At 65.5% G+C, this 17,991-nt stretch carries 15 protein-coding genes and 1 tRNA gene; 8 read left to right on the top strand and 8 right to left on the bottom strand.

All coding sequences use genetic code 11. From position 1 onward, the window contains the following. Nucleotides 1-155: 155 nt before the first annotated feature. Nucleotides 156-683: a GNAT family N-acetyltransferase gene (locus tag ACOEQ1_RS06160; protein ID WP_419758319.1), complete on the top strand. Its 528-nt coding sequence runs from the start codon at nt 156-158 to the stop codon at nt 681-683. Nucleotides 684-741: 58 nt separating this feature from the next. Here ACOEQ1_RS06160 and typA read toward each other — a convergent pair whose 3' ends face one another. From typA to ACOEQ1_RS06145, 3 genes are all read right to left on the bottom strand, one after another. After that, the gene (gene typA, locus ACOEQ1_RS06155) at nt 742-2,571 is read right to left on the bottom strand and encodes a translational GTPase TypA (RefSeq protein ID WP_419758318.1); all 1,830 of its coding nucleotides are present in this window, start codon (nt 2,569-2,571) and stop codon (nt 742-744) included. A 207-nt stretch (nt 2,572-2,778) separates the two neighbouring features. Then, nucleotides 2,779-2,976 carry a hypothetical protein gene (locus ACOEQ1_RS06150; RefSeq protein WP_419758317.1) on the bottom strand — a complete coding sequence of 66 codons (198 nt, stop codon included), beginning with the start codon at nt 2,974-2,976 and terminating at the stop codon, nt 2,779-2,781. A 193-nt stretch (nt 2,977-3,169) separates the two neighbouring features. Further along, nucleotides 3,170-4,438, bottom strand: coding sequence for a transcription antitermination factor NusB (locus ACOEQ1_RS06145; RefSeq protein WP_419758316.1), 1,269 nt, complete (start codon nt 4,436-4,438; stop codon nt 3,170-3,172). A gap of 80 nt (nt 4,439-4,518) precedes the next feature. Between ACOEQ1_RS06145 and ACOEQ1_RS06140 the strand changes: the two genes are divergently transcribed. Continuing rightward, nucleotides 4,519-5,361, top strand: coding sequence for an undecaprenyl-diphosphate phosphatase (locus tag ACOEQ1_RS06140; RefSeq protein ID WP_419758315.1), 843 nt, complete (start codon nt 4,519-4,521; stop codon nt 5,359-5,361). A gap of 12 nt (nt 5,362-5,373) precedes the next feature. Next, nucleotides 5,374-6,204 (top strand): GDSL-type esterase/lipase family protein, encoded by an 831-nt coding sequence (locus ACOEQ1_RS06135; RefSeq protein ID WP_419758314.1) that lies wholly within the window; start codon nt 5,374-5,376, stop codon nt 6,202-6,204. On the opposite strand, the gene ACOEQ1_RS06130 is transcribed toward ACOEQ1_RS06135, so the two are convergent. Further along, nucleotides 6,201-7,181: a magnesium transporter CorA family protein gene (locus ACOEQ1_RS06130; RefSeq protein ID WP_419758313.1), complete on the bottom strand. Its 981-nt coding sequence runs from the start codon at nt 7,179-7,181 to the stop codon at nt 6,201-6,203. The two genes, ACOEQ1_RS06135 and ACOEQ1_RS06130, sit on opposite strands and share 4 nt — an antisense overlap. 103 nt (nt 7,182-7,284) lie before the next feature. Here ACOEQ1_RS06130 and ACOEQ1_RS06125 point away from each other — a divergent pair, with 103 nt between their 5' ends. Next, nucleotides 7,285-7,749: a GNAT family N-acetyltransferase gene (locus tag ACOEQ1_RS06125; RefSeq protein WP_419758312.1), complete on the top strand. Its 465-nt coding sequence runs from the start codon at nt 7,285-7,287 to the stop codon at nt 7,747-7,749. Here the strand turns inward: ACOEQ1_RS06125 and map are convergent. Then, entirely contained in the window at nt 7,740-8,540 is an 801-nt protein-coding gene (gene map / locus ACOEQ1_RS06120) for a type I methionyl aminopeptidase (RefSeq protein ID WP_419758311.1), read from the bottom strand. The genes ACOEQ1_RS06125 and map overlap by 10 nt on opposite strands. 208 nt (nt 8,541-8,748) lie before the next feature. Between map and ACOEQ1_RS06115 the strand changes: the two genes are divergently transcribed. The 4 genes from ACOEQ1_RS06115 to ACOEQ1_RS06100 all read left to right on the top strand — a co-directional run bounded on the left by ACOEQ1_RS06115 (nt 8,749) and on the right by ACOEQ1_RS06100 (nt 13,596). Then, complete coding sequence (locus tag ACOEQ1_RS06115) at nt 8,749-10,173, top strand: FAD-linked oxidase C-terminal domain-containing protein (RefSeq protein ID WP_419758310.1); 1,425 nt, start codon at nt 8,749-8,751, stop codon at nt 10,171-10,173. Between the two features lie 25 nt (nt 10,174-10,198). Further along, complete coding sequence (locus ACOEQ1_RS06110) at nt 10,199-11,410, top strand: FAD-binding protein (RefSeq protein ID WP_419758309.1); 1,212 nt, start codon at nt 10,199-10,201, stop codon at nt 11,408-11,410. Nucleotides 11,411-11,413: 3 nt separating this feature from the next. Next, the gene (gene glcF / locus ACOEQ1_RS06105) at nt 11,414-12,736 is read left to right on the top strand and encodes a glycolate oxidase subunit GlcF (RefSeq protein ID WP_419758308.1); all 1,323 of its coding nucleotides are present in this window, start codon (nt 11,414-11,416) and stop codon (nt 12,734-12,736) included. A 605-nt stretch (nt 12,737-13,341) separates the two neighbouring features. After that, complete coding sequence (locus tag ACOEQ1_RS06100; RefSeq protein WP_419758307.1) at nt 13,342-13,596, top strand: hypothetical protein; 255 nt, start codon at nt 13,342-13,344, stop codon at nt 13,594-13,596. Nucleotides 13,597-13,616: 20 nt separating this feature from the next. On the opposite strand, the gene ACOEQ1_RS06095 is transcribed toward ACOEQ1_RS06100, so the two are convergent. The 3 genes from ACOEQ1_RS06095 to ACOEQ1_RS06085 form a co-directional block, all read right to left on the bottom strand. Further along, nucleotides 13,617-13,706: transfer RNA gene (locus ACOEQ1_RS06095), tRNA-Ser, on the bottom strand. Nucleotides 13,707-13,769: 63 nt separating this feature from the next. Then, entirely contained in the window at nt 13,770-14,606 is an 837-nt protein-coding gene (locus tag ACOEQ1_RS06090) for an IclR family transcriptional regulator (protein WP_419758306.1), read from the bottom strand. Nucleotides 14,607-14,882: 276 nt separating this feature from the next. Then, nucleotides 14,883-17,987 (bottom strand): efflux RND transporter permease subunit, encoded by a 3,105-nt coding sequence (locus tag ACOEQ1_RS06085; protein WP_419758305.1) that lies wholly within the window; start codon nt 17,985-17,987, stop codon nt 14,883-14,885. Between the last annotated feature and the right edge of the window lie 4 nt (nt 17,988-17,991).

Raw genomic sequence — 17,991 nt, 5'->3', positions numbered from 1 at the left:
TTGCATGGTCACCACAGATCAACCAAACTGTAGCAAGCTTTGCATAACGACATGTTAACGCGACAGGCGGCCGACCCATCCAAGGACCGAAGTCGTCAGGACGGCGTGATCCTGCTGAAGCTCGCCAGCGTCTTCCCCGTTTGGAGCTTAAGGCTATGCCAATCACCATCGCGCCGCTCGGTCAAAGCCCCGCAATACGTGAGATGCTCGCGGACCTGCTGGTCGAGACGGTCGCAAACGGAGGCTCGGTGAGCTTCATGCATCCGCTTGCGCGCGCAACAGCCGAAGCCTTCTGGCGTGGCTCGCTGGCGGCAGCCGAACGCGGCGAGCGGATCGTCTTCGGCGCCTGGGAGGGCGACGCCCTGGTCGGCACGGTGACGTTGCTGCTCGATCTGCCGGAAAACCAGCCGCATCGGGCGGAGATCGCCAAGATGATGACCCGTGTCAGCCACCGTGGGCGCGGCATCGCCACCGCGTTGCTCCACGCCGCCGAGGCAGTCGCGATTGAGAAGGGGCGGCGCCTGCTGGTGCTGGACACCGCCCGTGACGAGGGCGCGGCCGGATTATATGAGCGGCAGGGCTTCACCCTGACGGGCGAAATCCCGGACTACGCGCTCAAGCCGCACGGCGGCCTCACGGGCACCCTGGTCTACTGGAAGCGAATCGGACGCCCGGAACTCTGACGTCCAGAATGAGGCAGTGCTTCCCTTGGGAAAAGAGGCACTGCCCTCCGCTTTCGTGTCAGGCCGCGTCCGAATCTGACGCGCGGTCGGCACGCTTGCGCGCGTTCGGATCGAGATGGCGCTTGCGCAGGCGAATGGCCGTCGGCGTCACCTCCACCAATTCGTCATCCTCGACGTAGGCGATCGCCTGCTCCAGCGACATGCGGCGCGGCGGGATCAGCAGCATCGCGTCATCCTTGCCGGCGGCACGGATGTTGGTGAGCTTCTTTTCCTTGATGACGTTCACGTCGAGGTCGTTCTCGCGGCTGTGCTCTCCGACGATCATCCCCGTGTAGACCTTGTCGCCCGGGTTGATGAACAAAGTCCCGCGCTCCTGGAGATACCAGAGCGAATACTGCACGGCCTCGCCGTCGAGGTTGGAGATCAGGCTGCCGTTGCGCCGTCCCTCGATCGGGCCAGTCCATGGGCCGTAACCGGCGAACATGCGGTTCATGATGCCCGATCCGCGCGTGTCGGTGAGGAACTCGCCGTGGTAGCCGATGAGGCCACGGCTCGGCATGCGGAAGGTCAAGCGCACCTTGCCGCCGCCCGACGGGCGCATGTCCTGCAGCTGTCCCTTGCGCCGGCTGAGCTTCTCGACGACGACGCCGGTATAGGGCTCGTCGACATCGGCCAGCACGTCCTCCATCGGCTCCTCGCGCTCGCCGGTCTCCTCGTTGGTGCGCGTCAGCACCCGGGGGCGGCCGATGGTCAGCTCGAAGCCCTCGCGGCGCATCGTCTCGATGAGAACGCCGAGCTGCAATTCGCCGCGGCCGGCAACCTCGAAGGCGTCGGTTTCGTTGCTGATCGTGACCTTGAGCGCGACGTTGCCCTGGATTTCGAACATCAGACGGTCGCGGATCTGGCGGGACGTGACCTTCTTGCCTTCGCGGCCACCGAGGGGGCCATCATTGACGCGGAAGGTCATGCTGAGGGTCGGCGGATCGACCGGGATGGCCTGGATCGGCAGCAGCAGTTCCGGCGCGCCGAGCGTGTCGGGGATGGTGGCGTCCGTCAGGCCGGCGATGGCGATGATGTCGCCCGCCTGCGCCTCGTCGACCGGCACCCGGTCGAGGCCATTGAACGACATGAGCTTGGTGAGGCGGCCGGTCTCGACCACGGTGCCGTCGGCGCGCAGCACCTTCAGCGGCATGTTGAGGCGAGCGCGCCCCTGCTCGACGCGCCCGGTCAGCACGCGGCCGAGGAAGTTGTCGTAGTCCAGAATGGAGGCGAGCATCGCGAAGGGCGCGTCCACGTCCAGCTTCGGCGCCGGCACATGGCTGACAACGAGGTCGAACATCGGGGCGAGATCCTTCCGCGCGCCCTCGATCTCCAGGTCTGCCCACCCTTGGCGGCCGGAGGCGAAGAGCGTCGGAAAATCGAGCTGTTCCTCGGTGGCGTCGAGCGCCGCGAAGAGGTCGAAGATCTCGTTATGGACCTCGTCCGGCCGGGCATCGCCGCGATCGATCTTGTTGACCACCACGATCGGGCGGATGCCGCGCGCCAGCGCCTTGCCGAGCACGAACTTGGTCTGCGGCAGCACGCCTTCGGCAGCGTCGACGAGCAGAATGGCGCCGTCCACCATGCTGAGGATGCGCTCGACCTCGCCCCCGAAGTCGGCATGGCCCGGAGTATCGACGATGTTGAGGCGGATGCCCTTCCAGATGACGCTGGTGCATTTCGCGAGAATGGTGATCCCGCGCTCTCGTTCCAGGTCGTTGCGGTCGAGCGCCCGCTCGGCGACGTGCTGGTTGTCGCGGAACGCGCCGGACTGCTTCAGCAGCGCGTCGACCAGGGTGGTCTTTCCATGATCGACGTGTGCGATGATGGCGATATTGCGAATGTCCATGACGTCTTCCGGCTTGTGGACCCAGCGCGGCGGCCCGATTGTGCTATGCGTACGTTAAACGCCCCGCCGGTGGCGGAGATGATCCGCCAGGGGCAGGGCGCTTTTGTTGCGGCGCACCCTTAGCGGAATGCGACCGGCTAAGCGAGGATAAACCGCAGCCGCTCAGCTCCGCATAGCGGGCAGGCATCTGCGGCTCGGCAGATCAGGCTATCTCAGGTGAACGTCGTCCGGTTCGACCTCAGCATGAAGTGCCAGATTGACCAGGCGATGCACCGCTTCAGAGCGGTCGTCGATGTGATTGGCGGCTGACCAGTCATCGATTGCTCTGGCCTCGTCGGCGCTTACGACGAACGATAGTGCCTCAGCCTGTGAGGCGTCGCTGTAATCATCCGAACGATCAACCATAGGGTTAGATCTCCTCTAAAACTCTTTAGACGAGAGATAAACACGCACCCCTGTTGCCGCGATGCACAAAAACCCGATAGCAGGGCTGTGGTCGACAAGACGTGACCATGATGAGGAAGCCGCTGTGCGCCCGGGCGTCCTTGGTGCCGCCGTGGCTCCGTCGAGATCCCGGCCGATTTAACGTGACAAGCGGTTAGATGCGCCGGAACCGCGCGATGAAGAACCCGTCCAACCCGCCGTACTGGGGCCATAGCCCGGGATGGGTGCGGACATGGCCGTCGCGCCCGAGCGCCGCCGCGAGCTCCGGCATTTCCGATCGCCGGATGGGGTCCGGGTCGAGCGGCAGCCGTGCCAGGGCCGCCGCAGCTCGCGCGGCGCCTTCCTCCGGCTGCAGCGAACACACCGCATAGACGAGTCGGCCGCCTGGCTTCAGCATCGCCGTCGCTGCCGCCAGAAGCTGGTCCTGCAACTGCGTCAGCGGCAGGATGTCGTTCTGCCGCTTTAGATAAGGCACGTCCGGATGCCGGCGGATCGTGCCGGTCGCGCTGCACGGCGCATCGAGCAGAATGCCGTCGAGCGGTGTCGCGGGCCGCCAGCTTCGCGCATCCGCGCCGACCAGTTCCGCCACAAGGCCGAGGCGCGCAAGGTTCGCGGCCAGGCGCTGCATGCGGGCCGGATTGAGATCGACGGCCGTGACGGCGGCGCCCGTGGCCGCAAGCTGCGCCGTCTTGCCCCCAGGTGCCGCGCAGAGGTCGGCGATATGCTGGCCGGGCTCGGCGCCCAGCAGCCGGGCGGGCAGGGCAGCGGCGGCATCCTGCACCATGAAGGCGCCGGTCTCGAAGCCCGGCAGCTCCGTGACCCGCGTGCCTGTGGGCAGCCGCACCGAGCCTGTCGGCAGCAAAAGGCCGCCCTCGGGCGCAGGCGCGTCGCCGATCATGGTCAGGTCGAGAGCCGCCTCGCTCTGATGCGCGGTTGCGATGTCACGCGCATCCGCGCCCCATGAAGTCCACAGCCAGGGCGGCGTATCCAGGCGCGGCCCGTCCAGCTCCTCCAGAGCCGACGCGCCGTTCTCAGCGACGCGACGCAGGACGGCGTTCACGAGGCCGGCAAGCTTCGGCAGGTTGCGGGCGCGGGCGAGCGCGACCGCCGTGCCGACGGCGGCATGGGCCGGCGTCTCCAGGAAGAGCAGCGCCGCCGCGCCCAGCCGCAGGATGTGCATCCCCTCGGAGGGCGGGTTGCGGGCCAGAAAGGGCTCCAGCACGGCATCGATGGTGCCCCTGCGGCGGAGCACGGCCGCCGCCAGCCGATGCGCGGCGGCTCGGTCCCGCGCATCCATCGGCGGCAGCGAATCGAGTGCATCCTCGAGCGGCCGATGCCGGTCCAGCACCGCAGCGAGAAGGGAGAGCGCGGCCGACCGAGTCGGGTCAGGTGAAAGTATAGTGGCTGTTCGATCGTTCTTCACTGGCCGTCTATAGCGCGTTTGCCCCGTTGCCACCCGTGCTGAGGCCGCTATGAAGGCTCGCCTTACGGAGATCGCAGCCCTTGGACCCAATCCACGCCATCGTCATCGCCCTGGTCCAAGGGGCGACGGAACTTTTCCCGGTCAGCAGCCTCGGCCACGCCGTCGTGCTGCCCGCCTTGCTCGGGTGGCATCTCGACCTCAACAGCCAGAGCTTTCTGCCCTTCCTCGTCATGCTACATGTCGGGACGGCGCTCGCTTTGCTGGGCTTTTTCTGGCGCGACTGGCTCGCCATCCTGCGCGGCGTCTTCGGTCTGGCCGATGCCCATTCGGTGGCGGAGGCGCGCCGCGTCCTCGTGCTGATCGTGATCGCGACCATCCCGGTGGTCATCGTGGGATTCGCGCTGGAGCATCCGCTGCGCCGGGTCTTCTCCACCCCGTTGATCGCCGCCGCGTTCCTGGTGGTGAACGGCCTGCTGCTGCTCGTCGGCGAGCGGCTGAAGCGGCAGACGGGCAATCTCCGGGCGCTCTCGAGTCTCAGGCCGATGGACGCCTTCGTCATTGGTTTGTGGCAGTGCCTTGCGCTCATCCCGGGTCTCTCGCGTTCCGGCGTGACGATCCTCGGGGGCGTGCTGCGCGGTGTGGACCATGAAGGCGCCGCTCACTTCTCCTTCCTCATTGCGACGCCCGTCATCGTGGCGGCGGCGGTGCTGGAGGTGCCAAAGCTGATGCACGATACGGCGGCTCATGGGCAGACGAGCCTCGCCCTCATCTGCGCCGTCGTCGCGGGTCTTACCGCGCTCGCCAGCACTGCCTTTCTGATGCGCTGGTTTCGCGGCCATGAGCGCCAGGCAATGACCCCATACGCCCTTTATTGCGTGATTGCCGGCATCCTGAGCGCCGGCTACCTGCTCCTGGCCGCCTAGAAGCGGCGCGTCATGAAGAAAAGCTTCATCCTGGTCCTCGCGCTGCTCTGGCCCATGGCGCTTTCGCTTGCGCCGGCGGCTGAAGCCGGGGTCAATCTGGCGGCGGTGCCGATCAGCCGGATGGATCAGCCATGGTGGAGGATGCGGTTCGAGCACACCCTGGAGCGGGTGCGGCGCGGTCATGTCGGTCTCGTCTGGCTCGGCGACTCCATCACCCAGAACTGGGAACGAACCGGCCCGGCACCCTACGCTGCCTACGCCCCGGTATGGGAGCGGTTCTACGGCGACCGTAACGCCGTCGACCTGGGCTTCAGGGGCGATACGACGGCCAACGTGATCTGGCGGCTGGATAACGGCGAGGTGCGGGGCATCTCGCCCCGGGCCCTGGTGCTTCTGATCGGCGCCAACAACTTCGGCCGCGTTCACTGGAGCGCCGGGCAGACGCTGGCCGGCATCAACACGATCATCGCCATCTTGCGGCGCCAGCTTCCCGAGACGCAGATACTCCTACTCGGCGTGCTGCCAAGCGAGCGCTCGCCCTGGATCACGGCCAATACCGCGTTGCTGAACGAGGACCTCGCCGAGACCTATCGCGGCCGTCCGTATGTCACCTTCCAGAACGTCGGCTATCTGTTTTATCAAAACGGCAAGCTCGACCGCGGCCTGTATCTCGACCCGCATGAAGCCGTGTCGGCCTCTCATGAGCCGGGCGTGACGACCGCGACGGTGCCTAGCGTCGCCTTGCATCCTGACGCGCTCGGCATGGCTTTGATCGCGGCTGCGATCGAGCCGACATTGCATCGTCTGATGAACGACCGCGACCATCGCGTGCCGGCAGGCTAGAGCCAGCCGCGCAACTTGAACCAGATGAGCGGGAGCACTGCCGAGAGGAAGATCAAGGTCAGGCCGTAGGGGTAGCCGTAATTCCACTGCAACTCCGGCATGTCCTTGAAGTTCATGCCGTAGATGCTGGCGACGAGGGTGGGCGGCACGCCCACGACGGACACGACCGTCAGCACCTTGATGATGTTGTTCTGCGTGTTGTTGATCAGCCCGAGCGTGGCGTCGAGCAGGAATTGCATCTTGCTGTTGAGGTGCGCGTCGTAATCGGCGAGCGAGGCGATGTCCTGACGCAGCGACTTCATCCGGTCCCGCATCGGACGATCGATCCAGGCGGCGGCGATCTGGGCCACGTAGGGCAGGATACGGCCGATGCCGAGCAGGCTGTCCCGCACACGGGACATCGTATCGCCCGCGCGACCGATTGCGCGCAGGACATCCTGAAGCCCGTTATCTCGTCTGCGGCCCCGCAACTTGCCGTTGCCCGTATCGTGAAAGATGAGCTTTGAAATCCGGTCCAGATCGTCCCGGATATTCTCCAGCAGGTCGGCGAGGCGGTCGGAGATCGCCTCCATCATCAGCATGAAGATCCCGATCGGCGCCGTCGTTTCCATTGGCGTCCTGTGTTGCGTCTCGAGGAATTTGTGGAACGCCAGGCTGCGGTTGAACCGGATGGTGATGAGCCGGTCTCGGGCGAGCACGAACCCGATCGGCTTGGTGTCGGGTGGTTCCCCTTCCACTTTGGCGATCAACGGCATGCTGAGGTAGATCGCATGGCCGTCGAAGGCAAGGCGGCTCGAAGTCTCGATTTCCGCCAGTTCATCCTCTGTCGCGACTTCAAGGCCGGTCGCCGCCACCACACGTGCCTTCTCTTCCGGCGTGGGCTGAAAGAGGTCGATCCACTGCGCCTTGGAGAGATCGCCTTCAGGCGGAAAATCGGCCAGAGGCTGGCCTTCATGTGCTGCATAGGCGCCGAGCATCAGTCTATCCTCATGGAACAAGGACAAAATGTAATACCGGGCCCAGGCTCGGCTGCAACACGCCGCTTGGTGACAAAGTGACGTTCGACCACGGAGCGCTGCCATGATCTCGATCTCCGACCTGCGAGACCGGCCGGAGTTCCAGCCTATCCTCGCCGACCGCATCTGGCGCGCGTGGTGGCAGGCGACCGGCACGCCGCTGGAGGTCGTCGCGAACGCCGTCGCCGATAATCTCGGGCCGGACCTGATCCCGTCGGCGTTCATCGCCCTGGACGGCGGCCGGTTCCTCGGCACCGCCTCCGCCATTGCGGCGGATATGGACGAGCGGCCTCAATACACGCCCTGGGTCGCCGCCGTCTGGGTGGAACCCGAAGCACGCAGCGCCGGCCTCGGAAGAGCCCTGGTGCGTCATGCGGCGGAGGCCATATTCCGTGCAGGCTGGAGACGCGCCTACCTTTCAGCGGCGCCGCATCGAAGGTCCTTCTACGAAGGGCTCGGCTGGACGGTGCTGGAGGAGGCAATCGGCGAGAAGCGGATGACCGTCCTTGCCCGCGACCACTACTCGTAGGGCGGTTTTGTAAAACCCGCGGGCGAGAGGGTGAAGATCTCGCAGCCCGTCGGTGTGATGCCGATCATGTGCTCGAACTGGGCCGAGAGGCTGCGATCACGCGTCACCGCGGTCCAGCCGTCATCCAGAATCTTCACCTCGGGCCGTCCGGCGTTCACCATGGGCTCGATGGTGAAGAACATGCCCGCGCGCAGCACGGTGCCATCCCCCGGACGGCCGTAATGCAGGATGTTCGGCGGCTCGTGAAAACGCCGGCCGATGCCATGGCCGCAAAAGTCCCGCACCACGCTGAAGCGTTGCGGCTCGACGAAGCTTTGGATGGCGTGGCCGATATCGCCGAGGGTGTTGCCCGGCTTCACCGCCGCCACGCCGATCATCAGCGCTTCATAGGTCACGTCGATCAGGCGGCGGGCCCGCGTGTTGGCCGTGCCCGCGACATACATGCGGCTTGTATCTCCATACCAGCCGTCGAGAATGACGGTGATGTCGATGTTGAGAACGTCGCCGTCCTCCAGCCGCCGGTTGCCCGGAATGCCGTGGCAGACGACATGGTTGATCGAGGTGCAGATGCTCTTCGGAAAACCCCGGTAGTTGAGCGGCGCGGGCGTCGCGTTGTGGGCCAGGATGAAGTCGTGGCACAGGCGATCCAGGGTTTCCGTGGTCACGCCCGGAACCACATGCGGACCGATCATGTCCAGGGTTTCCGCGGCAAGACGCCCCGCCGCCCGCATCCCGGCGAAATCCTCCTCCCGATAGAGGGTGATCCGCCGCGCCTCCGTCTCACCGTCCATGGTCCGTCTCCGTCAGCCTCTTCACCAGGCTCCAAGCTTCCGAGAATGCGCCGGCGGTGGAGTCCGGTGCAAGTCTGACGGTGTCATGCCTGGGGTTCCACGGTGTCGAATGGCCGGCGGTGGCGGCGAGCCTTGTAACCGGGCCGTCCGCGGTGCAAATCCTAGTCAGTAAGAAATATGACAAGATGAGCCCGGGAGGGCTCGTGCCATGATCCGACTGCCGGAACCGAAAGCCGATGTCCTCGCCCGCCGGGACCAAATCGTTGCAGGGCTGCGCGAGCTGCTGCCCGAAAGCGGGGTCATCGCCGAAGCTTTGCGGCTTCGCCCCTACGAGACCGACGGGCTGAGCGCCTACCGCCAGCCACCTATGGCAGTCGTGCTGCCGGAAACGACCGAGCAACTCGCCGCGGTCCTCAAGCTCCTTCACCGCGAAGGCGCGCGCGTCATCCCTCGCGGTGCCGGCACCAGCCTGTCGGGCGGCGCGCTGCCGCTCGCCGATGCCGTCGTCGTGGGCATGATGCGGATGAACCGTATCCTCGAGATCGACTATGCGGATCGCCTCGCCGTGGTGCAGGCGGGCGTCACGAACCTCGGCATCACCGCCGCCATGCAGGCGGACGGCTTCTTCTACGCGCCGGACCCGTCCAGCCAGCTAGCCTGCATGATCGGCGGCAACGTGGGCATGAATTCCGGGGGCGCCCATTGCCTCAAGTATGGCGTCACCGCCAACAACCTGCTCGGGCTCAAGATCGTCACCATCGAGGGCGACATCCTCGACATTGGCGGCGCCCACCTCGATGCCGCTGGCTACGACTGGCTCGGCTTGCTGACGGGCAGCGAGGGCCAGCTCGCCATGGTCTCGGAAGTCACCGTCCGCATCCTGCGTGCCGCCGAGGGCCAGCGCGCGATGCTGGCCGCCTTTCGCTCGAACGAGGTCGCCGGCGCCTGCGTGGATCGCATCATCGGCTCGGGCATCATTCCGGTGGCGCTGGAGTTCATGGACCGCCCGGCGATCCATGCCTGCGAGGCCTTCGCCCACGCCAACTACCCGCTCGATGCCGAGGCCATGCTCATCATCGAGGTCGAGGGCTCGGTCGCCGAGCAGGACGCGTTGCTCGACCGCATCCGCGCCATCTGCGCCGAGTTCGACCCGATCAGCCTCAAGGTCTCGCAATCGGCCGAGGAGAGCGCGGCGATCTGGAAGGGCCGCAAGGGCGCGTTCGGAGCCGTCGGCCGCATCAGCCCCGATTACCTCTGCATGGACGGCACGATCCCGACGAGCCGGCTGGCCGACGTGCTCGCGAAGATCGGCGCGATGAGCGAGAGCTACGGCCTCAAGGTCGCCAACATCTTCCACGCCGGTGACGGCAACCTGCACCCGCTCATCATGTTCGACGCCAACGACCCGGAGAGCTTCCACAAAGCCGAGCAGTTCGGCGCCGACATCCTCACGCTCTGCGTCGAGGTCGGCGGTTGCCTGACCGGCGAGCACGGCGTCGGCGTCGAAAAGCGCGACCTCATGCATGTGCAGTTCACCGAGACGGAGTTGACGCAGCAACGGCTTTTGAAATCGGCCTTCGATGCGGGTTGGTTACTCAACCCTGCCAAGGTCTTTCCGTTGCTGGCGGCATGATGATGGTTGAAAGCTTCCTGCTGCGATGAGTGGCCTGACCTATGCGGAGGCGCCTGCCGATGAGGCGGGCGTTGCGACCGTCATCCAGGAGGCGACGGATCGTCGCGAGCCGCTCAGCATCGAGGGCTTCGGCAGCAAAGCCGGCATGTTGCGGCCGGTGCAGTCGGCGCGGACGCTTTCCACCCGCAACCTCACCGGCATCACGCTCTACTCGCCGCGCGAGCTGATCCTCTCGGCGCGCGCCGGCACGCCGGTGAGCGAGATCGAGGCGGCGCTGGCCGAGCACAATCAGCACCTCATCGCCGAGCCACCGGATCTTTCGGCTCTGTTGGGCGGCTCCCGGGCGCAAAGCTGGGGAGGCATTGTCGCCACCAATCTCAGCGGCCCGCGCAGGATCGCCTGGGGCGCGATGCGCGACCACGTCATGGGCATTCGCGCCGTGAACGGACGCGGCGAGGTCATCCGCTCGGGCGGCCGTGTGCTGAAGAACGTCACCGGGCTCGACCTCTGCAAGCTGCTGACCGGCAGCCACGGCACCCTCGGCGTGTTGACGGAGATCACGGTCAAGGTGCTGCCCGCACCCGAGAGCACGGGCTCGCTCGTCATCCGCGGGCTGGATGCAGCGCAGGGCGTGGCGGCGCTGTCCGCCGCGATGGGCTCGCCCTATGGCGTCTCCGGCGCGGCCTGGCTTCCGGCCTGGGCAGCGGACGCGGTCCCGGCGCTCGGCGCGGGTTCGGCGGCGGTCATCCGGATGGAGGAGTTCGCTCCCAGCGTCATCTACCGGCTTGGCCGGCTCGCGGACGACCTGGCCGCATTCGGCACCGCTCAGATCCTCGACGATGGCGCCAGCCGCACCGTCTGGAAGGCGATCCGCGATGTAACGCCGATCGAGATCTCGCCGGGCGAGGCGGTGTGGCTGGTTTCCACCCGGCCGTCGCTGGGTCCGCGCGTGTTGATGGCGGCCTCGGCGGCGGGTGCTCGTGGCTTCCTCGATTGGAGTGGCGGACGGGTCTGGCTCGCGGGCCCCGGCACCGAGGCGCTGCATACGGCCATTGCTGACACCGTCCGGGTTCAGGGCGGCACCTGGACGCTGATGCGGGCGCCCGAACCTCTGCGCGCGGCGGTTGATGTCGTGCCGCCCGAGGTGGCTGCGCTCGCCGCCATAACCCGCCGGGTCAAGGGCGCGCTGGACCCCGCTGGTATTCTCAATCCTGGGCGCCTCTACGCGGGACTATAGGTCATGCAAACGAACTTCACCGCCGATCAGCTGCGTGACCCGGAGACGGCTTCCTCCAATCAGGTTCTACGCACCTGCGTCCATTGCGGCTTCTGCACCGCGACCTGCCCGACCTTCGTGCTGCTGGGCGATGAACTCGATAGCCCGCGCGGACGCATCTACCTCATCAAGGACATGCTGGAATCCGGCCGTCCGGCGACGGAGGAGGTCGTGCGGCATGTGGATCGCTGCCTCTCCTGCCTCTCCTGCATGACGACCTGCCCCTCGGGCGTGAACTACATGCACCTCGTCGACCATGCGCGGCGGTATATCGAGGAGACATACACACGGCCCTGGCATGAGCGGCTCATGCGGGACGTGCTGTCCCGCGTGCTGCCCAACCCGCGGCTATTCCGTCTGGCTCTGCAGGGCGCACGAGCCGGACGCCCCCTTGCCGGGCTCATTCGCGGAAAGGGCATGCTTGCTCAGCGTCTTCGGGCGATGCTGACCCTGGCTCCCGCGCACCTCCCGCCGCCGAGCGCGGCGCAGGCGCCGCAGGTCCATCGCGCTCAGGGTGAGCGCCGCGGGCGGGTGGCGCTGCTCACGGGCTGCGCGCAAACGGTGCTCGCGCCGGCGATCAACGAGGCCACCATCCGGCTGCTGACGCGCCTAGGCATCGAGGTGGTCATCGCCCCTGGCGTCGGCTGTTGCGGTGCGCTCACCCATCATATGGGCAAGCACGATCCTGCCATGGCCGCTGCGAAGGCGGCGATCGACGGCTGGAGCCGCGAGATCGAGGGTGAGGGGCTGGATGCTATCCTCATCAACACCTCGGGCTGCGGGACGACGGTGAAGGATTACGGCTTCATGTTCCGGACCGAGCCCGAGCCGGAGCGACTTCGCGCGGAGCGCGTCTCGGCCTTGGCGGCGGACATCAGCGAGTATCTGGCGCGAATCGACTACGCGCCGACCCGTCCTGCTCCGGGCCTGACGGTCGCCTACCATTCCGCCTGCAGCCTTCAACATGGCCAGCGCGTAACGGCGGAGCCGAAGGCCTTGCTGCGCCGGGCCGGCTTCAAGGTGGTCGAGCCCGCCGACCCTCATCTCTGCTGCGGCTCGGCAGGCACCTACAACATCGTTCAACCCGAAATCGCCGGCCGTCTTCGGGAGCGCAAGCTGGAGACACTGACGGCGCGCAAGCCCGATCTGGTCGCGGCAGGAAACATCGGGTGCATAACCCAGCTTTCCGGTGGTGGGTTGCCTGTCATCCACACCGTGGAGCTTCTGGACTGGATGGCGGGTGGACCACAACCCGCGGGCATCGTCGCGCGTGCGCCTGTAGCGTAACGCGGCGCTGCTGACTGTCGTCATTTCCGCACGTTTCTAACCTCCCGCAAGGCTGCCCCTGAACCGGGAGGAGGCTCGGCTGGACACGAGCCGAAGCCGCGCAGCTAATCCATTGTTTTGTCCAAGAAATCTTTACCACAAATCTGCGTGTCGAGCCCCAAATAGGTCTTGCACAGCTTCAAATGATTTTCATCACGGGAAGTTGACTAGAGATTCCGCGGCGAGAGGGTAGGTGTGATTAGTTCGTTGTAGCGTTTTGGTTAGTGGCGGAGTGACAAATGGCTATCGTAGCGTGCCTGTGGTGCGACACGGCACTGAGGCCCGGAACTGCCACTTGTCCCGAGTGCGGCCTTCAAGCACCTATGCCAGACGCCGCGCCTGGGAGTGCAACTATCTCCAGGTCGGCGGTTCGGCGCGGCCCCCGCGTTCTGTTGTTGTTTGTCGCAGTGCCTTTGATGCTGTCAGCAGCCTACGCAGTGCATCTCGGTGGTGTCCCACATATACCCGTGCGGACCGCGAAAACGGCACAGGTTGCGGTGGACGATCCGTTGCGGCCGCCGACGGTCTACTCGGATCCTCTACAGCGATCGGTGTGGATCTCTGGCGTGAGAGCCGTCCAGCATGCGCTCGCGCGCCCTGGATACACCAGTTTCTCCGGCAGCTACGTCGATGTGGCGGCGGGTCACGTGGTAAGCTTCTGTGGCGAGGTGGCTGGCACATCCGGATATAACAACGCGAGCGGAGCGCAGCGGTTCATCTCGGTCTTCGGCCAGACGCAGTCGACGATCCTGGAGAGCGACGACGCATCCTTCGATGTGCTTTGGACCCGCGTCTGCGCTCAGGATGAAAGCGCCGCCTGAGGCGTCGATGCCACAGCGCGTGGCGGAGAGGGTGGGATTCGAACCCACGGTACGCTCACACGCACAACGGTTTTCGAGACCGCCCCGATCGGCCACTCTGGCACCTCTCCACAGGGATGCGGCTTATAGGTAGGTTCCTCAGCCGCCGCAACCCGCAAGTGCCGATCCGGCTGCTAGGCCATGACCTCGTACCGCGTGAAGGCGGGCTCGGCAGGGCTGATCTCTCTCGCGAGCGAACCCGGCGACTTTACGGTCGGCATAGGCCCGAACGGCCTCCAGCCGACCCGGGCCTCGATCCGCGCAGCCGCATCCCGCACCGCGGATGCGTAGCCGTCCATCGACTCGCGCACACGGAGTTCCGGCATGATGATGCTGATGGTCATCTCGCAGATGCCCGACGCGTTGGTGACCGGCGCCGCGATACAGGCGATGCCCTCGTCCGTGCCGCTCAGCTGGCTGGCGTAGCCTAGGCGGCGCGCCTCCTCGCTCAATGCCACGAATTGCGCGGGGTCTAAAGGCGCGCGTCCGGTGGCCGAAGGGACGGCATTGTGACGGAAGATCTCCAACTGCTCGTGCTGCGGAAGATGTGCCAGGAAGAAGCGGCCTGAGACACTCCAGTTGATTGGCACCCGCGCGCCGATCCGGCTGGAAACCCGCAGGTTGCGGGAGGCCTCGGCCATGTCCTGGATGACCACGAACCCCTCATGCCGGGCGCATATCTGGACGGTCTCGCCAAGCTCCTGGGCGAGCCGTCGCATCTCGATCCGCGCTTCCCGCAGGAGGTCTACGTTCCGCCCGTAGGCAAGGCCATAATGATACATCCGGCTGCCGAACCACACCGCGCCAGCAGCATCGCGTTCCAGCAGCCCCGCCTGCACCAGCGCGTCCACAACCCCGTAGATGGTCGAGACCGGGGCATGGATTGCCTTGGCGAGATCATAGGCCGATGTGGCCTTGCCTTCGACCACCAGCCGGTCGAGCACCTGCGTCGCACGCAAGAGACCGCTCATCCGCGATCGCGTCGTGGTGGGACCGTCTTCTGCGGAAAATGAGTTTATTTCGGCGTCCATGACATCGCTCCTCCCCGCCACAGATCGCGACAGCGCATCCGGGACGATTACCCGGTTTGAAACGCCGGTCGTGCATCGAGATATGTGGCCATAATCGGGCGGGGTGCAACAGTCCAGAGGGTCCGCGGACCGTGCATTTGACATGCAACCTAAGACGAGAACAGCATGTCGTCCGGGTGCACAAATGTTGCGATGCGGCAGAACTATCCGAAAGACTTAGGCGGGCACTTTATGTTTTACCCGCTGCGGTTTACGTTGCAGTGCAACATAGATAACCGGCGTCGTGTAGAGCGTCAGCATTTGGGAAACGATGAGGCCGCCGATGATGGCAATGCCGAGCGGACGGCGATATTCGTAGCCAATCCCAAACGAGAAGGCGAGCGGCAGCGCGCCGAGCAACGCCGCAAGCGTCGTCATGATGATCGGCCGGAAGCGGGCGATGCTCGCCTCCCTGATCGCATCGATCGGCGCGAGGCCACGCTGGCGCTCAGCGGCGAGCGCAAAATCCACCATCATGATCGCGTTCTTTTTGACGATGCCCATCAGCAAGAAAATGCCGATTATCGCAATGATCGAAAGCGGCGTGCCTGTCGCCAGCAGAGCCAGGAGGGCGCCGATACCCGCCGACGGCAGCGTCGACAAGATCGTCAAAGGCTGTGTCAAACTCTCGTAGAGAACGCCAAGCACGATATAGATTGCCAGCAGCGCCGCGAGCAGCAAGAGCGGTATCGAACTTGCCGATTGCTTGAACAGCTGGGCGTTCCCGGCGAAAGCCGTGTGGATGTCACCGGGCAGGAAGATCGCCTGGCCCGCCTGCTGAAGCAGAACCGTCGCCTGGCTGAGCGTCACGCCGGGCTTCAGGCTGAAGCTCACCGTCGCCTCCGGAAACTGGCCTTGATGACGCACCGTCAGGGGGGCGCTCGCGCGCGTGATGTGGGTAAACGCCGAGAGCGGAACCTGTTGCCCGGTGTTGCTGCCGACATAGACGCGGTCGAGCTGGGATGGATCGATCTGTAGACCGGGCAACGCTTCCAGCACGACCTTGTACTGGTTCCGCTGCTGATAGATCGTGGAAATCTGGCGCTGTGCGAAGCTGTTGTTGAGGGCTTCGTCGATTGCCATCATCGACACGTTCATGCGGGATGCGGCGGCGCGGTCGACGACGACATCGGCTTCCGGCCCCGCCTTGTCCTGATCGCTGGAGATGTCGGTGAGCTGCGGTATCGTCTTCAGCTTGTCTTCAAGTTTCTGCGACCAGAGCTGTAACTCCTGCAGATTGTCGCCGCTCAGGACGTAGTCGTAGTCGCTGGCGCTTTGGCGGCCGCCGGTGCGGAGGTCCTCCTGCGGAATAAGGTAGGACTGGATGCCGGCAATGCGCGCAAGCGGAGCACGGAGCCGCGCGATAACCGTCTGGTCCGAGACATGGCGCTCGTTCATCGGCTTGAGCGACACGAAGAGTGTGCCTCGATTGAGCGAGGAAAACCCGTTCGCGACACCGATGCGCGAGCCGACCTGGTCGATCGCGGGGTCCTTCAGCAATACCGCCACCACGCGCCGCTGCAGCTTCTCCATGGCTTTGAACGAGATGTCGGGGTTGGCGATGGTCTGGCCCATGAGAAGACCGGTATCCTCGCTCGGCAGGAAGCTCTTGGGCACGACGGTGTAGAGCCAGACGGTGAGGATGACGGTGCCGAGGGTCACAAGGTTCATCAGGATGCGGTGGCGCAACACCCAGTCGAGGCTGCGGCCATAGCCTCGCAGCACGGCGCGAAAGCCGCGCTCGAAGGCCGCGCCGAGCCTGCGGCCGCCACGGCCCAGGATTCCCGGCCTCACCAGCGGTGCCTCACGGCGCATGAACCAGGCGCAGATCATCGGCGTGACCGTCAGCGAGACCACGCCCGACACGACCACCGCCATCACCAGCGTCATCGCGAACTCGTGGAACAACTCACCCATGATGCCGGGCATGAAGACCATCGGCGAGAACACGGCGACCAGCGAGATGGTGATGGACATCACGGTGAAGCCGATCTGCCCGGCGCCCCGGAGCGCGGCCCGCAGCGGCGGCATCCCGCGCTCGACCTGCGCGTGGATGTTCTCGATCATGACGATGGCGTCGTCGACGACGAAGCCCACGGAGATGGTGATCGCGAGGAGCGAGAAGTTGTCGATCGTGAAGCCCTCGAACCACATGCCGGCGAGCGTGCCGGCGATCGAAAGCGGGATCGTGACGCCGGCCGCGATCGTCAGCACCGTCTGCTGCAGGAAGACGAGCACGACCGCCAACACCAGCAGCACGGTGATCATCAGCGTGTACTGAACGTCCGCGACGCTTGCCCGGATCGTGGTCGTGCGGTCGGTCAGGATCGTGACGTGAATGCCGCTCGGCATCAGCTTCATGATCCCCGGGAGGAGCGCCTTCACCCCGTCGACGGTCTGGATGACGTTGGCGCCCGGCTCCTTGGTGATGTCGAGCAAAATCGCCGGCTTCTGACCGCTCCAGGCCGCGAGGCGCAACGTCGCCACGCTGTCGATGACATGGCCGAGGTCGCGCAGATGCAAGACGCCATCGGTGCCTTTGGCCATCACCAGGTTGCCGTACTGCTTGGCCGAGGTGATCTGCCCGTTGACGAGTAAAGTGAAGGCGCGGTCCGGCCCCTGGATGCTTCCGATCGGCTGGATGACATTCGAGTTGCCGATATTCTGGCTGATCGTCTCGCCGGAGAGGCCGCTGAGCGCGACCCGTGTGGGATCGAGTTGCACGCGCACCGCCGGCTTGTCGGCGCCGCTCTCGGTCACCTCCGCGACGCCGGGGGCCTGCGACAGCCGCTGCGCCAGGATGGTGTCGACCGCGTCGTAAATCTGGGCAATCGACAAGGTGTCGGAGGTCAGTGCGATCGTCAGCACCGGCGCGTCGGAGGGATTGAATTTGCGGTAGTAGGGCGCGCTCGGGAGATCGGAGGGCAGATCCGCCTCCGAGGCGTTGATCGCTTCCTGCACGTCCGCGGCGGCGGAGTTGATGTTCCGGTCGATGTCGAAGATGCAGATGATCGAGGTCGAGCCGAGCGAGTTGATCGAGGTCAGTTCGTTGATCCCGGCGATCTGGCCGAGATGCCGTTCCAGGGGTGCCGCGATCGAGTTGGCGATCGTCTCGGGGCTGGCGCCGGGGCGGCTCGCGAACACCACGACCGCCGGTAGATCGACATTTGGCAGGGACGCGACCGGCAGGAACTTGTAGGCGACCGCGCCCGCCAGCATCAGCCCGATCGCCAGCAGGATGGTGCCGATCGGGCGGCGAATGAAGGGCGTGGAGATCGACAAGCGG

The organism is Acidisoma sp., assembly GCF_965199065.1.
In the GTDB taxonomy this organism is placed as follows: domain Bacteria; phylum Pseudomonadota; class Alphaproteobacteria; order Acetobacterales; family Acetobacteraceae; genus Acidisoma.
This window is presented reverse-complemented; position numbering and strand designations above follow the sequence as displayed.

What these genes read in the sequence shown, in the direction of transcription:
- typA (WP_419758318.1), bottom strand. Translation starts at nt 2,571, where the DNA reads ATGGACATTCGCAATATCGCCATCATCGCACACGTCGATCATGGAAAG.
- ACOEQ1_RS06110 (WP_419758309.1), top strand. Translation starts at nt 10,199, where the DNA reads ATGAGTGGCCTGACCTATGCGGAGGCGCCTGCCGATGAGGCGGGCGTT.
- ACOEQ1_RS06125 (WP_419758312.1), top strand. Translation starts at nt 7,285, where the DNA reads ATGATCTCGATCTCCGACCTGCGAGACCGGCCGGAGTTCCAGCCTATC.
- ACOEQ1_RS06150 (WP_419758317.1), bottom strand. Translation starts at nt 2,976, where the DNA reads ATGGTTGATCGTTCGGATGATTACAGCGACGCCTCACAGGCTGAGGCA.
- map (WP_419758311.1), bottom strand. Translation starts at nt 8,540, where the DNA reads ATGGACGGTGAGACGGAGGCGCGGCGGATCACCCTCTATCGGGAGGAG.
- ACOEQ1_RS06090 (WP_419758306.1), bottom strand. Translation starts at nt 14,606, where the DNA reads ATGAGCGGTCTCTTGCGTGCGACGCAGGTGCTCGACCGGCTGGTGGTC.
- glcF (WP_419758308.1), top strand. Translation starts at nt 11,414, where the DNA reads ATGCAAACGAACTTCACCGCCGATCAGCTGCGTGACCCGGAGACGGCT.
- ACOEQ1_RS06130 (WP_419758313.1), bottom strand. Translation starts at nt 7,181, where the DNA reads ATGCTCGGCGCCTATGCAGCACATGAAGGCCAGCCTCTGGCCGATTTT.
- ACOEQ1_RS06115 (WP_419758310.1), top strand. Translation starts at nt 8,749, where the DNA reads ATGATCCGACTGCCGGAACCGAAAGCCGATGTCCTCGCCCGCCGGGAC.
- ACOEQ1_RS06160 (WP_419758319.1), top strand. Translation starts at nt 156, where the DNA reads ATGCCAATCACCATCGCGCCGCTCGGTCAAAGCCCCGCAATACGTGAG.
- ACOEQ1_RS06135 (WP_419758314.1), top strand. Translation starts at nt 5,374, where the DNA reads ATGAAGAAAAGCTTCATCCTGGTCCTCGCGCTGCTCTGGCCCATGGCG.